Origin of the sequence: Avibacterium volantium (genome assembly GCF_900635775.1) — a bacterium.
Taxonomy (GTDB): domain Bacteria; phylum Pseudomonadota; class Gammaproteobacteria; order Enterobacterales; family Pasteurellaceae; genus Avibacterium; species Avibacterium volantium.
In genome coordinates this window covers 1,860,757-1,875,254 of the sequence record NZ_LR134167.1, presented here as the reverse complement: position 1 = coordinate 1,875,254, position 14,498 = coordinate 1,860,757, and the positions used below count along the sequence as shown (strand labels likewise).

Genomic DNA, 14,498 nt, shown 5'->3' with positions numbered 1-14,498 from the left:
AGGGTTTTATGGGAACAAAAATCGTCTCCGTGGCTCAATATAGCAATAATCACGCCTGTTGTCATCACTGAGATTTAATTATTTTAACGTTTGCGTCATTTGCTGGAAGGATTTTTCTGGCGCTAAACTATCAAGCCAAGTGATGGGCGATTTCCAGCCTCGTAGCCAAGTAATTTGCCGTTTCGCGAGCTGACGAGTGGCACAAATGCCACGAAAAACCATTTCATCGTGATCATAATCGCCTTGTAAATATTCCCACATTTGACGATAGCCCACACAGCGAATGGACGGCAAATCCGCGTGCAAATCGCCTCGCTGATAGAGTTTTTCCACTTCTTGTTGAAAGCCTTGCTCGATCATTTTATGAAAACGCTGTTCAATGCGTTGGTGCAAAATTTGGCGATCTTGCGGAGCAATGGCAAATTGCGTGATCTCATAAGGCAGTGCTTCGCCTTTTTGCTCAGTGAGTTCGGTGAGCGATTTGCCTGTGAGATAAAATACTTCTAGCGCACGGTTGATCCGTTGGCTGTCGTTAGGATTAATGCGTTGCGCAGAAATAGGATCAATTTTCGCCAGCTCTTGATGCAAGCCATTCCAACCGATTTGAGCCGCTTTTTGCTCAATTTCTTGACGCAAATTTTCATCAGCCGATGGCAACGGCGAAAGCCCTTCAAGCAAGGCTTTGTAATAGAGCATTGTACCGCCCACTAACAAAGGAATTTTGCCTTGCGCCGTGATGTCCGCCATTTCACGCAACGCATCTTGGCGAAAATTTGCCGCAGAATAGCTTTCGCTCGGATCTTTAATATCAATCAAACGGTGCGGGGCGAGAGTTAGTTCTTCCGCATTGGGTTTTGCCGTACCAATATCCATTCCACGATAAATTAAAGCAGAATCCACGCTGATCACTTCCACCGGGAAATGTTGGCGTAATTTGATTGCTAAGTCTGTTTTGCCCGAGGCCGTTGGCCCCATTAAGAAAATCGCGCGAGGTTTGGCTGACATTACTGTTCCTGCTCTAAATAGATTTGCCAATTAATGGTGATAAATAACTGGGATAAATGAAATTCTGCCTGTTGCTGAGCCAGTTGTTCTGTTTCACTGAGTAAATTCACCGCATCGCTGAAAATCTTAATTTCCGCATAATCCAATTGCTGACAAAGTGCGGTTAAAAATTGGGTGAAATTATCCACATTTTGATTGAGCAGATTGCCCACACATTGCTGTAAATTTTGCTGACGCAAACAACTCGGCACTTTGGTTAAACTGATGCGATGCTGGGCAAGATTTTCATTAAAATCAAAACCGGCTTGCACAAAGAACGCTTTTTGTTGCTGCCAATGGGCTTGTTGTTCCGTGTCCAAGCGAAACATTATGGGGATCAGCAAGGCTTGCTGCGGCACATTATTTTGCTGCAGGCTTAATTGAATATGCGTTTGTTGTAATTTTTTAATTGGTAACAGATAAAATTGCTGATTTTGCTGTAACAACAAGGCCTTATTTTCCACTAAGGCTAAGGTGCGTAGCATATGGTTAGATTGTGTAAGGGGCATTTCAGGCGCAGACTGAATATTGCTCGGTGCAGCCGTTCGCGTGCTTTGTTGCGATTCCCCTGTTTGTAGCAATTCACCATAAGCTTGACGTTCCTTTTGGGATACCGCAGGCGTTTTGCTGTAATGCTCAAAGTGCGGGGTAAATTTTGCGGATTTTTCTACCGCACTTTCTTTTGACGCTTTTGGCGTATTTTTTTCAGCGATGCTTTTCCCTGCTGTGTTCTGCTCATTCCGTTCTGAATAATCAGGCATTGGCTGAAAAATATTTCTTCCTGCTGCTGCACGGTTTACCGAACCCTGATTAGGCTGCCATAAGCCTTGTGGCTCTTGCACTTGGAAAGTTTTTTCTTCTCGTTGTGTGGCGGTTTCAGGGGGCGACATGTGTTGCGCAGCAATCTCATTACGCCCTAATTCAAAGCTCGTTTGTAAGGCATTTTGTACACCCTGATAGATAAAATCGTGGACTAAACGGGCTTGCTGAAAACGTACTTCGTGCTTGGTGGGGTGAACGTTCACGTCCACTTCGTTAGGGTTAATATCAATAAACAGAATATAAGCTGGGTATTCTTCCGCGCCTAAATAATCAGCATAGGCTTGACGAATGGCGTGGGTGATCACTTTATCGCGCACCATTCGCCCATTCACATAGCAATAAGTGAGATCGTTTTGCGAACGCTTAAAATGCGGTTCAGCCACCCAACCAGAAAGGTGCAAATCATCGTGTTTCCAATCAATATGCAGAGCGTGAGCAATAAACTCATCGCCGCAAATGGCAGCAATGCGCTTTAATTTTTGCGAAAAATCCACCGCACTTTTGTATTGACGCACGATTCTGCCATTATGCGTAAGCGTGAAAGCAATATGCGGTTTGGCAAGCGCGATGCGGCGAATCACTTCATCAATATGGGAAAATTCCGTTTTATCGGTGCGTAAAAATTTACGTCTGGCAGGCGTATTAAAAAATAAATTAGCAACTTCAACGGTGGTGCCAACAGGGTGAGAAGCTGGCTTGATAGTGGTTTCCATTTCTCGCCCTTGAGCGTAAACCTGCCAAGCTTCTTTTTGCTTTTCCGTGCGCGAGGTGAGCGTAAGGCGTGAAACTGAGCTAATACTTGCTAATGCCTCGCCACGAAAGCCTAAACTTAGAATGGCTTCTAAATCTTCAATGCTCGCAATTTTGCTGGTGGCGTGGCGTGCAAGAGCAAGGGAAAGTTCGTCTTTCGGAATACCTGTGCCGTTGTCGCGAATACGGATTAGGCTTGCGCCGCCGTTTTCAATATCTACTTGGATTTTATTCGCGCCCGCATCAAGGCTGTTTTCCACTAATTCTTTCACCACAGACGCAGGACGTTCCACCACCTCGCCGGCAGCGATTTGGTTAGCAAGTTGCGGTGGCAGAATTTGAATTGGCATTGGCGTTCCTATATCAACAGCCCTAACGTAGCTGAATTTTTTGTCCTGTTTGTACTTTGCCGTTTTTCAATTTTGGATTGAGTTTTAACAGCGTTGGCACAGGAATATTATATTCACGCGAAATCGCATACAAGGTTTGATCTTTTTTCACTGTATGGAATTTCGGCGGAGTTTTGTCTTTTCCGTTATTCTCGTTTTTGGTATTTTTGTTTGCAGTTTTATCCGCTTTTTTGTTGTCGGTTTTTGACTTATCTGTCTTTTTATTATCTGCTTTTTTGTTTTCTGTTTTGCTTGTTGTTTTACTATTTTTCGGCTCGGCTTTATTTGTTGCAGCTTTGCTATTTTTGCCATTGTCAGGAATTTTGATGGTTTCACCAATCCATAATTCACGGCGTTTGAGCTTGTTTAAGGCGATAATATCGCTCATTTTGACATCATATTTAGCCGCCAATCCACCAAGGCTTTCACCATTTTTTACTTTATGGCGAATGCCACTATCTTTTGGTAGATCTTTGTTTGAATTGGATTTTTCTTGCGAATTTTGCCCCGCACTTTCATTTTTACTATTTACCGCAGGCGTTTTAGCAACATTAATTTCACTTTTCACATTACGGCGGCGGAAATCCACCAAGCTTTCATAAATCACCATTGCCAATTTTTTACGATAAGCCAGCGAGTTGAGTTTTTTCTCTTCATCAGGATTGGATAAAAAGCCTGTTTCCACCAAAATCGATGGAATATCAGGAGAACGTAGCACGCCAAGGCTAGCGTGTTGTGGCGTGCTACGACTTAAGGTGGTGATTTTGGCAAAACGGCGTAACACAATCGAACCAAGCTCATAACCCACACGTTGGCTATGACCAAATTGTAAATCTAGCACTGTTTGATCTAAATATTTCTCTTTATGTGAAGCTAGCACCGAACCTGCGCCGCCTAATAACTCAGAACGCTTTTCGTGATCTTCTAACCATTGCCCCATTTCGCTGTTGGCACGGCGATTGGATAGCACCCACACGGACGCACCGCGTAAATCAGGGGAAACGGAAGAATCGGCGTGAATGGAAACCAAATAATTCGCCTTATATTTGCGCGCGATCTCTGAGCGTTCTGGCACAGAAATATAATAATCGCCTTTGCGCGTTAGTACCGCGCGGAAATTGGGATCTTTATCCAACAAGGCTTTAAGTTCTCGCGCAATAGAAAGCGTTACATTTTTTTCATAAATGTGTTGGGTACGGCTAATTGCACCGGGATCTTTTCCGCCGTGTCCGGGATCAATGGCGATCGTCCAAACATTGGCGAAAGCGTTTGAAACGGCGACAAATCCGCATAAGAAAAAAAGGTAAATAAATCGGTAAAGGTTTCTCATTCTAAAACTTCACAAAAAAATAGCTTAGGTTAAATGGCGTCATTAATCAGTTATGCGATGAGCTGTTGAATAATCTGCTCGCCTTGCTTGCTTTTGGCGTGCAAAGTGAGATTGCGTGCGTCATCAACATAATCAATTTGAATGATCAAATCAGGATCAGCAAGTAAACCACGCCCTTTTTCAGACCATTCAATCAGGCAAATACTTTGTGCATTAAAATAATCACGAATGCCCATAAATTCTAATTCTTCGGGATCGCTTAAACGATATAAATCAAAATGATAAATGGATTTTCCCGCTAAATGATATTCTTCCACCAAGGTGTAAGTTGGGCTTTTCACCTTACCTTCATAGCCTAACCCTTGGATCATTCCACGGCTTAGGGTGGTTTTCCCTGCGCCAAGATCACCGTTTAAATAAATCACAATGCCTTTCTCTGTCGCCATTTGGCTAACAATTTGCATTAATTTCGCTCCAAAGCGACACATTGTGATTTCATCAGGAATATATTGATTAAACTGTTCCATATTTTCTCGGTGATTGGCTAATTTTAGATAAAAATAGTGCGGAATTGTACCGCACTTTTATTGCATTTTGTAGGGGGAATGATGCGAGATTGTATTAATTTGTAATGCCAGCACGCTCTACTTTTTCTTTAATTGCTTCGGCAACAAAGGCATTCAAGCTAAGATCACCCGCCGCTAACACGGCATTACGGTGAAGTTCTTCGCTAATTCTCACATTAAATACGCCTTTGAAAGGTTTGTCAGGCGTTCGCCCAAGCTCTTGGCAATCTTGCAAATACAGATCCACAGAAGTTTGAAATTCTTTCTCTAATTGTGGCAAGGTTTCCGCTTCGTAGGTAACCACATCTCGGATATATGCCAATTTGCCAAATAGCACATTATTTTCTAAATCTGCTTCTATGGTGCCAACATAACCTTTGTATTTGAGTAATGTCATAGTAATCCCACTCCTTTTAATCCATCTTTCACTGATTTTAACGCCCCACCTTTGATGTAATTTTCAGGGTGCGGTTTATGTAACAAGATTAAGTGATCAAGCTCTGCGTTGTAAAATCTAACGCGAGAGCCAGCCATTTCACGTTTTTCATAGCCTAACCGAGCTAATAAGGTGAGTAAATCTGTCCAAATAAAGGTATTTTTAGCATTAGCTAATTTTTCTAATAATTTTTCAGATTTTCCCATCTATCCATCCTTTTGATACTAATTATAGTTACATAAATTTAAAAAAACAGATCTATTTGCTATTTTGTATAATCAACCTCAATTTTCTTTGGATACCCCACCTGTAATGTAAGCGGTTTATCTGTACAAAGTTGATTTTCTCTCGTGCAGATGAAAAAGCGTGAGGTCATTGCTTTTTCGCCGTTATTGAGAAAAATTTCAGCCACGGAGCGATCGAAGAAAATTTCCACTTGGTGTAAGTTTTTGATTTCACAATAGCGTTTTTCGCCTAATGCCTGTATTGAATCTGTTTGTTCCGTTTGACTGCGATCTAGGCAGAGCAACTTGCCGTCATAACTTAGGGTTAAATGCTGATTTTGTGCATTATTAAAGAATTTCAGGCTGAACGGTTGGGCGTTTGCATCAAATTTGAGATAAGCACGATCTAAATCTGCAATCACAGCCTCTTTTTCAACCGTAATAGATTGAAGTGCGGTGAGATTTTTATAAATATTTTCAATCGGTTGCTGATAGATTTTGCCGTTTTGTAAGCGTAATTGACGTGGCATTGAAAGCATTGAGTGCCATTTATAGCAATCTGTTGGATAAGTTAAATCCGGCAACCCCACCCAGCCGAACAGCATTGTTTGTGTGCCAGAAAAGGTTTGTGGCGCATAGAAATCAAAGCCTTGATCCAGTTCTGCAATCTGTTCTGCGTGGAATTGGCGATCATCAAGATTACCCAAGGCATAAACCGCGTGGTAATTATTTTGATATTGCTCGCGCTCACGCGCTTTGCCCTGTGGCGACCAAATAAAGAGCGATTTATCGCCCATTTGCGATAAGTCAGGGCATTCCCACATAAACACGCCTTGATTATCGAAAGCGGGTAGGGTAAGTTCGCCTAATAAACGTGGGGTGCCGGCTAAATTATCCATTTCAAACACGAGCGCTGTACCGGTGAGATTTTCCCGTTGCGCACCGCAGATAAAGCGAATTTTGCCGTCTTTGGTGAGAAACGGTTTGGGATCGCGAACGTGTTCGGTGTAGCCTTGTGGCGCTTGTTCGATAAGCGGGCGCTTGCTTAATAATTTTCCGTCTTTGCTGAAAATTGCCAGATTTTGATAAGGCACGCGCTGATTATCGCTTGGGCGTCTGGTGTTGCCTGTGTAGAACACCGCAATGTTGTCATCAATTAACACCGCTCCACCCGAATAGCAGCCGTGGCTTTCATATAATTCGCAAGGCACAAGCAAATCTGCTTGGCTAAATTGTTGGAAATCTTGCGTGATGAAATGCTGCCAATGTTTCATTCCGTGTAGGGCATCAAAGGGATACCATTGATAGAAAAGATGATATTTTTCGCCATCAAAAATCAAACCGTTCGGATCGTTAAGCAGGCCCGTTGGTGGTGCAAGATGATAAACAGGGCGAAAATCCTGATCTTGCGCCACGGTTTGAGCGATTTTTTCTAACTCGCCTTGCTCGGCGGCGTAAAGGCTTTTGTATTTCCCTTCATTGAAAATGATCATTGGCATTCTCCTTATTCGCTTAAAAATGCGTGTAATTGTTCGTGGTTCGGTAGGGCAGACATCGCGCCTTTTGCTGTGGTGGCTAACGCACCGCAGGCGTTGGCTTGGCGTAAGATTTTCACTAAAGCGGCGTGATTATTTTGCCAATCAGGATTTTGCGAAAGCCCCGCGAGCAAGCCACCCACAAAGGCATCACCTGCCCCCGTAGTGTCCACAGGCTGTAACGCTTTGCCCGCAACAATGTCTTTTTGCCCTTTGAAATGATACAACGCGCCCGCTTTTCCAAGGGTAACGATAATCAGCTTTTGCGGATAAAGTGCGGTGATTTTTTCAAAGGCTTTTTCAAGGCTGTCGGTTTGGGTTAGGAAAGTGAGTTCTTCTTCCGAAAATTTCAGCACATCAGCTAAAGCGACCGCTTGCATCACCACTTCACGCATTTCATCAAGGCTTTGCCATAGACTTTCACGCAAATTTGGGTCAAAAGATACATAGCCTTTCGCTTGGCGAATCGCTTTCATCGCGGTGAAGGTTGCCGTGCGGGAAGGATCGTTGATTAATGCAATGGAACAGCAGTGCAACCATTGCCCTTGCGAAAAGGTTGGTAATTCAGAAACTTGCAAAAATTGATCCGCACTTGGATTAACCATAAAGGTAAAGCTACGTTCGCCTTGATCTAACCCCACTACCACGGTAGAAGTGCGTTGCGCGGGATCTAAGGTCATAAAAGTGGTATCCACCTTTTCTTGCTGCAAGGTTTGTTGCATAAATTCGCCTAAGGGATCTTTGCCCACTTTGCCGATAAAACCGCTTTCACCGCCGAGCCGTGCTACTCCCACTGACACATTGGCTGGCGCGCCACCGGCACAGCGTAAATAATGCTGTTCGCCATCGGGGATTAAATCCACCACCGCATCGCCTAATACCCAAATTTTTTCTGACATAATTCCACCTATTGATAATGTTAAAAATGGCTAATTTTTTTACCGCACTTTTATTTTACGTTTTATTACGTTGCGTTTTTATATGGAAATGTTGCTGATCTTTCAAGGATTTGCAAAATCCATTTAGCTTGCGGGTAAAAAGAAGGCGTATTCTCATACGCCTATCTTTAAAAGGATTATTTCACCGTTACGCGAGCAAACTTGCGTTTACCCACCTGATAAACGGCAGTGGAGGCGTAAATAATGGCTTTGGCATTTTCTACTTTTTCGCCGTCAATTTTTACCCCGCCTTGATTTACCATACGAATGGCTTCGGAAGTCGAGCTAACAAGCCCCGCTTCTTTTAACAAGTTGGCTAGCCCAATTTCGCCCTCAAAGGTAAATTCTGGCATTTCATCAGGGATCGCCCCTTTTTGGAAACGGTTAATAAAGGCTTGCTCTGCGGCGTCTGCATCGGCTTCGGAGTGGAAGCGAGCAGTGATTTCTTTCGCTAATAACACCTTAATATCACGCGGGTTACGTCCCTCTGCCACTTCTTGTTTGAACTGAGCAATTTCGCTTAATGGACGGAAAGAAAGCAAATCATACCAATCCCACATTAAATCATCGGAAATTGACATCACTTTACCGAACATTTCATTTGGCGCTTCGTTCACCCCAATGTAGTTGCCGAGGGATTTCGACATTTTTTTCTCGCCGTCTAAGCCCACGAGCAACGGAAGCGTGATTGCCACTTGCGGTTTTTGACCGTCTGATTTTTGCAGTTCACGCCCGATCAGCAAATTGAACGTTTGGTCTGTGCCGCCTAATTCCACGTCCGCTTTCAAATGCACAGAATCGTAGCCTTGCAACAACGGATAAATAAATTCGTGAATGGCAATCGGCTGATTATTGGTGAAACGTTTTTTGAAATCATCACGTTCTAACATTCGTGCGACGGTATAATTTGATGCTAAGCGGATCATTCCCACCGTGCCTAATTCCCCAAGCCAATCGGAGTTAAACACGATTTCCGTTTTCTCAGGATCTAAAATTTTATAAATTTGCTCTTTATAGGTTTCCGCATTGCGTAACACATCTTCGCGAGAAAGTGGCGGACGGGTTGCGTTTTTACCTGAAGGATCGCCCACGGTTGCGGTGAAATCCCCAATCAAAAACATAACGTGATGCCCAAAATTTTGGAATTGACGCAATTTATTTAACACTACCGTATGCCCTAAATGAATGTCGGGTGCGGTTGGATCAGCCCCTAATTTAATGCGTAACGGACGGTTTTCTTTAAGTTTGTCGATTAAATCTTGTTCTGAAAAAAGTTGATCTGTGCCGCGTTTTAGCTCAGCAAGCTGCTCGGCAAGCAAAGGTGAAAGATCAGTCATTGAGGTATCCTATATGTGTAAATTATTTTCTTGAATTTCATTATTATAGATAGGAAAAAACAATATTCAAATGAAATCTATGAAATAAAGACGTGTCGTTGAAATCTTTGTAGCAAAAGTATAGCCATAGTGTTATTAAAAGAAGATGGTGTTACTGCATCGTATTAAAGTATTTTTTTGAATCATTTTTTCAAAAAAAATAATTTTATGTTTTATTTTGTGTGAGCTATTTCACAGTTTTAAAATGAAAAGTGTCATATCATTCTCTACAGGGTTTCACTTAAATATCTTGGAGGAACGATGAGTATTACACGTAGAAAATTTATTCGTAATGTCGCATTAGGTTCTGCTGGTATGGTGGTAATGCCAGAAACTATGGCTAAGGATACCTGTAGTAATGAAGGCGAAAAATTATTAAATGCTAAAAATATTGTCATTATTACCGCTGATCAGCTAGCTAAACGTGCGGTTGGGGGATATGGAAATAAGGTCGTAAAAACGCCGAATATTGATGCGTTAATGGCTCAAGGTGTCAGTTTTGAGAATGCTTATTGTAGTTATCCGCTATGTGCGCCTTCGCGATCGAGCTTTTGGACAGGATGTTTACCTCATCATACGGGAGTTGTTGCCAATGATAATGCGGATATTCCTGAAACATTGGCAACCGTGGGATCCATTTTTAGTGAGGCGGGCTATGAATGCTACCATTTTGGAAAACGCCATGATCACGGTGCGTTGAGAGGTTTTATTAGTGCGGAACAAATTGAAAAAGATTTTCCCGCTGAACCCGCTTTTCCTGTGAATTATGACACTAAAGAAGATGTATATTGCTTAGAGGAAAGCTTAAAATTTATTAATCGATTGAATCAACGAAAAGAGAAAAAACCATTTTTATTAGCGGTTGAATTCAATAATCCGCATAATATTAACGGCTGGGTAGGCAAATTTGCAGGAGAACACGGCGATATTGAAGGGATCGGCGAATTGCCTGAGCTTTTAGATAATTTTGATACAAAATCAGATTTAATTAATCGACCAAAAGCTGTTCAATATGCTTGCTGTACTCATACAAGAGTAAAACAGGCAGGCAAATGGAATGAAAAGAATTTTCAACAATATCTTAAAGCTTATTATTACTATACGGAACTTGCGGATAATTATATTGGGCAAGTTATTAATGCATTGAAAGAAAACGGGCTTTATGATGATACGCTCATTGTCTTTTTCTCTGATCACGGCGATGCAATGGGCGCTCATCGGCTTGTTACAAAAATGAATTGGTTTTATGAAGAAGCGATGAATGTACCTTTTACCTTCCTCGGGCCAGATATTCAAAAAAATCAGCATAAAAAAGAGCTGGTATCCTTATGTGATTTATTGCCAACACTTTGTGATTATGTAGGGTTAACCGTTCCTAATCCGATTTATGGTCGTTCCTTGTTACCGTTATTACAAAATAAACCGACCGAAGAGTGGCGAGAATATGTTGTTGCCCATTGGAATACGGATCGAAATCTTGATCTTCAACCCGCACGAATGTTAAGAACAAATGAGTTTAAATATGTGCTTTACAAAGAGGACGAGGAAGAAGAGCTCTATGATATGGTCAATGATCGCGGTGAAACACGTAATTTAGCAAATGATCCAAATTATCGAGAGATTAAGCGGGAATTACGTGCGAAATTAGACAAGCATATCCAAAATAATTCTGATCCTTTTTATTCTCAAGATGTGTTAATTGATCCTCAACGTTGGCGTAGCCATCCATTGGGGTACGAACATCATACAGGGGAAACAAGTACCGAAATTTATTTACGGGAAATTCGCCCATTACTAACGAAGAAAGATTGGGAGAAAGCACATAAGGTAACGCTTGAATTACAGAAACAATTACGTTTGAGTAAAAGTGTGCTTGTTGTGGATAAGTAATATCACAATGCTGTATGGCTGAGTGTTGTTTTGACATTCCACAGTTATACAAAAAAGCTAAAAAAACACCGCACTTTTTAAAAGTGCGGTATTAATTGAAAGATTTTTTAACTGGCTTAATTGAAAGTTTTCAGGCTATCGACAGTATTATCACAACCAGAGGTTGTGCAATAAAACAAGTCATTATGCAGTACGACAGCTGTATTGAAATTAGCATTTAAAGCTTTAACATCAAGTATATCAATTATGACAGGTGTTACGCCTATTTTTATGAGGGAGTACAATGCCAATTAACCATCTCGGTCAACCTATCGGTGAACTTATTGCAGATTTTACAGTGGGAGAGTTGCCGAATATTCAAACGTTAGAAGGGCAATATTGTCGTTTGGAACGGCTTTGTGTATCTCGTCATTTTAGCGATATTTATGATTTTTTTGGGCCAAATAGCCCTGAAAGCCAATGGACTTATTTGTCTATTGATGCGCAACCTAACGAACAAGCCGCACGGCAACTTTTGCAACAATGGGCAAGCGTTTCAGATCCCTATTATTTGGCGATTATTGATAAAGCTACACAAAAAGCCGTTGGACTATTTTCTTTAATGCGAATAGACCCGAAAAATCGTACTATCGAAATGGGCTGGGTGATTTATTCAGAAAGCCTTAAACATTCCCGTGTTGCAACCGAAGCCCAATTTTTAGCAATGCAATATGTGTTTGAAACCCTACAATATCGCCGTTACGAATGGAAATGTGATAGTCTAAATCAGCCGTCTTTCAATGCGGCGAAGCGCCTTGGCTTTCAATTTGAGGGGGTTTTTAGGCGTGCGCTAGTGTATAAAGGGCGTAACCGTGATACCGCGTGGTTTTCAATGTTGCAAGAAGAATGGCAGGCAATGAAACCTAAATTTAAGCGTTGGCTTTCACTTGATAATTTTGATGCAACAGGTCGTCAGTTGCGTTCGTTACAAGATTGTTAAAATTTCTACCAAAATCTGACCGCACTTATTAGTTTAGTTTTACGCATAAAAAAAGTGCCTCTTTCTGTGGGGGGGAGAGGCACTAAAGTGTTGGAGTGATTATCTATTATTGTTTGAATGGTTAGATGATAATAGTTCTCAAATACAAAGTCAACAGATAAATGAAAATAATTCTCAATATTTTTTATTCGATGTAAGGCACGCAATGGGTCAAAGAAAGTGCGGTAGGAATTTGACCCGAAAATTCAAATTCGCCTGCATAGGCATACACCTCAACCCCTTCTTTTATCGCTTGGCTGAGCAATTTGGCGTACTCAGGATCGATGTATTCTGCCACTTTGAAATGATCAAAACCGTTGTGCAAGCCCGCGAAAAAAATCACCGCACGATGCCCGCGCTTTTTCATCGCCATTAATTCACGCAAGTGTTTTTGCCCGCGGGTTGTTACTGCATCAGGGAACATTCCGAGATTGCCTTTTACCAGCGTTACCGATTTCACTTCCACATAACAATCGGGTAATCCTTCGCCTTTAAGCAAAAAATCAATACGGCTGTTTTCCTCACCATATTTCATTTCAGGCAGAATTTTGTTGTATGCGGCTAATTCTTTGATTTGCTTATTTTGCAAGGCTTCAAGGGTGAGCTGATTGGAACGGTGCGTGTTAATGCACACCATTTGCCCATTTTTGAGCTGGGTGAGTTCCCACGAATGGGGGTATTTGCGGGTTTTGCTATCGGAGGTGGAATACCAAATGGTATCGCCTTTCTCGCCACAGCCTGTCATCGCCCCTGTGTTAGCACAGTGAATCGTCAGCACCTCGCCATTTGCCAGCTCTACATCAGCCAAAAAGCGTTTATAACGGCGAATGAGTGTTGCAGATTTTAATGAAGGTAATTGCATTTTTGTTCCTAATTGATCTAAAAGCCTGAAGTGTATCATTTTGCAGTTGGGGGAAAAAGAAAAAGTGCGGTGCTTTTGAGGCGTAAATTTTATATCTATTATGTATGCTTTATTTGCCATAACTAAAATTAAAGGTAAATATCGCAGCAATCAGATTGAGTGCAATAGATGAAAGTAATACAGGGAAATAACCGTATTGACCGGCAAAAGACATCGCCATCGTTGCATAAATAAATCCCATAATGACGATAACACTGAGTTGTAATGAGAAGAACGTGGCTTTAGCTTGCATTGGGGCGGCTTTATCCATAATAACCGTACTTATTGAAGCTAATAAGGCAGGCTGGATAAGAGAATATAAGCCAATCACGCCATAAGCTGTTAATATTTCTATTTTTTGTTGCGTAAGCATCAGTAAGCAGAGTAATGGCAACGTTTGTAATATTAACAAATATTGTAGTGCTTTAATTCGCCCAAAACGTTTGATTAAAGGAATGATTAGTAAGGCTGAAAATACGCCTATGATTGAGCCATAAATTTTTGTAGCTATACCTATATTCGCGATAGACCACCCTGCATCAACTAACATTGGGTTAATGAGCGTATATGCTGAGCTGAATCCGCTTGGTAAGATAAGCAGAAGGAAAAACCACATTTTATTAGCCTTCATAAAAGCAGTCATTTGTGCAATCAGAGGGTATTTGGTGCGACTTTCTTTGTACGCCACTTTTTCTGCTTCTGGTTCGTAATAAAAAATAAGTTGAACGACTGAGATTGCAGTCAGGGCAGATAATACGAATAGCGAACCTTGCCACTGGAGCGTATTGTAGAACATTAATATTATGCCTCCGCCAATAATATTTCCAAATAAATTACTGGCGTATTGTAGTGCATTTGCTTTTTGGCGATCGGATTCTACAAAAATTTTACAGGCTAACCCATCAATGGCAACATCTTGGATACAGGTCATCACACTGTACAAAAGAAATAGCACTAATACGATAGAAAAATGCTGAGTAATTTCAAAAAAACTAGAAATGGCTAATAAAATTGTCATACAACTTTGTGCGATGATTAGCCAGCCACGGTACATTCCTTGGAAAAAGGTGCGTATATGATCAACCACTAAGGCAAAAAATAATTTTCCTGCAATCGGAAGTGCTATCAAGTTAAGCAGTGCGAGTTTATCCAACGAGAATCCTGAAACTCGGAGAACAACAACTGAGGCAGTCAATGCAAAGGAAATGCCAATGTATTGGGTCATATACAAGGAAATCAGCATTGACCAAGTCAACGTATTGTGCTTATTTGTCATCAT

13 protein-coding genes are annotated in these 14,498 nt (G+C 41.5%); 2 read left to right on the top strand and 11 right to left on the bottom strand.

All coding sequences use genetic code 11. The features are described 5' to 3' along the window. Window positions 1-78: 78 nt before the first annotated feature. The 9 genes from miaA to tyrS form a co-directional block, all read right to left on the bottom strand. A complete protein-coding gene (gene miaA / locus ELZ61_RS08865; protein WP_126373027.1) occupies window positions 79-1,005 on the bottom strand; it encodes a tRNA (adenosine(37)-N6)-dimethylallyltransferase MiaA in 927 nt (308 codons plus the stop codon). Next, window positions 1,005-2,966: a DNA mismatch repair endonuclease MutL gene (gene mutL, locus ELZ61_RS08860; RefSeq protein ID WP_126373025.1), complete on the bottom strand. Its 1,962-nt coding sequence runs from the start codon at window positions 2,964-2,966 to the stop codon at window positions 1,005-1,007. The genes miaA and mutL overlap by 1 nt, the downstream gene beginning before the upstream one ends. A gap of 22 nt (window positions 2,967-2,988) precedes the next feature. Continuing rightward, on the bottom strand, window positions 2,989-4,335 hold the full coding sequence (locus ELZ61_RS08855; protein WP_126373023.1) for an N-acetylmuramoyl-L-alanine amidase: 1,347 nt from the start codon (window positions 4,333-4,335) through the stop codon (window positions 2,989-2,991). 50 nt (window positions 4,336-4,385) lie between these two features. After that, a complete protein-coding gene (gene tsaE / locus ELZ61_RS08850; RefSeq protein WP_126373021.1) occupies window positions 4,386-4,862 on the bottom strand; it encodes a tRNA (adenosine(37)-N6)-threonylcarbamoyltransferase complex ATPase subunit type 1 TsaE in 477 nt (158 codons plus the stop codon). A gap of 94 nt (window positions 4,863-4,956) precedes the next feature. Further along, window positions 4,957-5,298 carry a type II toxin-antitoxin system HicB family antitoxin gene (locus ELZ61_RS08845; RefSeq protein ID WP_103853212.1) on the bottom strand — a complete coding sequence of 114 codons (342 nt, stop codon included), beginning with the start codon at window positions 5,296-5,298 and terminating at the stop codon, window positions 4,957-4,959. Next, window positions 5,295-5,543: a type II toxin-antitoxin system HicA family toxin gene (locus ELZ61_RS08840; protein WP_126373019.1), complete on the bottom strand. Its 249-nt coding sequence runs from the start codon at window positions 5,541-5,543 to the stop codon at window positions 5,295-5,297. Before ELZ61_RS08840 ends, ELZ61_RS08845 begins: the two co-directional genes overlap by 4 nt. 59 nt (window positions 5,544-5,602) lie before the next feature. Continuing rightward, on the bottom strand, window positions 5,603-7,054 hold the full coding sequence (locus ELZ61_RS08835) for a glycoside hydrolase family 32 protein (protein ID WP_126373017.1): 1,452 nt from the start codon (window positions 7,052-7,054) through the stop codon (window positions 5,603-5,605). A gap of 11 nt (window positions 7,055-7,065) precedes the next feature. Then, window positions 7,066-7,995: an aminoimidazole riboside kinase gene (locus tag ELZ61_RS08830; RefSeq protein ID WP_126373015.1), complete on the bottom strand. Its 930-nt coding sequence runs from the start codon at window positions 7,993-7,995 to the stop codon at window positions 7,066-7,068. A 176-nt stretch (window positions 7,996-8,171) separates the two neighbouring features. Beyond that, window positions 8,172-9,371 carry a tyrosine--tRNA ligase gene (gene tyrS / locus ELZ61_RS08825; protein ID WP_126373013.1) on the bottom strand — a complete coding sequence of 400 codons (1,200 nt, stop codon included), beginning with the start codon at window positions 9,369-9,371 and terminating at the stop codon, window positions 8,172-8,174. A 300-nt stretch (window positions 9,372-9,671) separates the two neighbouring features. On the opposite strand from tyrS, the gene ELZ61_RS08820 reads away from it, so the two are divergent. Both ELZ61_RS08820 and ELZ61_RS08815 read left to right on the top strand, forming a co-directional pair. Further along, window positions 9,672-11,300: a sulfatase family protein gene (locus tag ELZ61_RS08820; RefSeq protein WP_103853207.1), complete on the top strand. Its 1,629-nt coding sequence runs from the start codon at window positions 9,672-9,674 to the stop codon at window positions 11,298-11,300. Window positions 11,301-11,583: 283 nt separating this feature from the next. Then, complete coding sequence (locus ELZ61_RS08815) at window positions 11,584-12,279, top strand: GNAT family N-acetyltransferase (protein ID WP_126373011.1); 696 nt, start codon at window positions 11,584-11,586, stop codon at window positions 12,277-12,279. A gap of 184 nt (window positions 12,280-12,463) precedes the next feature. Here ELZ61_RS08815 and sfsA read toward each other — a convergent pair whose 3' ends face one another. After that, window positions 12,464-13,180 carry a DNA/RNA nuclease SfsA gene (sfsA, locus tag ELZ61_RS08810; protein WP_126373010.1) on the bottom strand — a complete coding sequence of 239 codons (717 nt, stop codon included), beginning with the start codon at window positions 13,178-13,180 and terminating at the stop codon, window positions 12,464-12,466. 109 nt (window positions 13,181-13,289) lie between these two features. Continuing rightward, window positions 13,290-14,498 carry an MFS transporter gene (locus ELZ61_RS08805; RefSeq protein ID WP_126373009.1) on the bottom strand — a complete coding sequence of 403 codons (1,209 nt, stop codon included), beginning with the start codon at window positions 14,496-14,498 and terminating at the stop codon, window positions 13,290-13,292.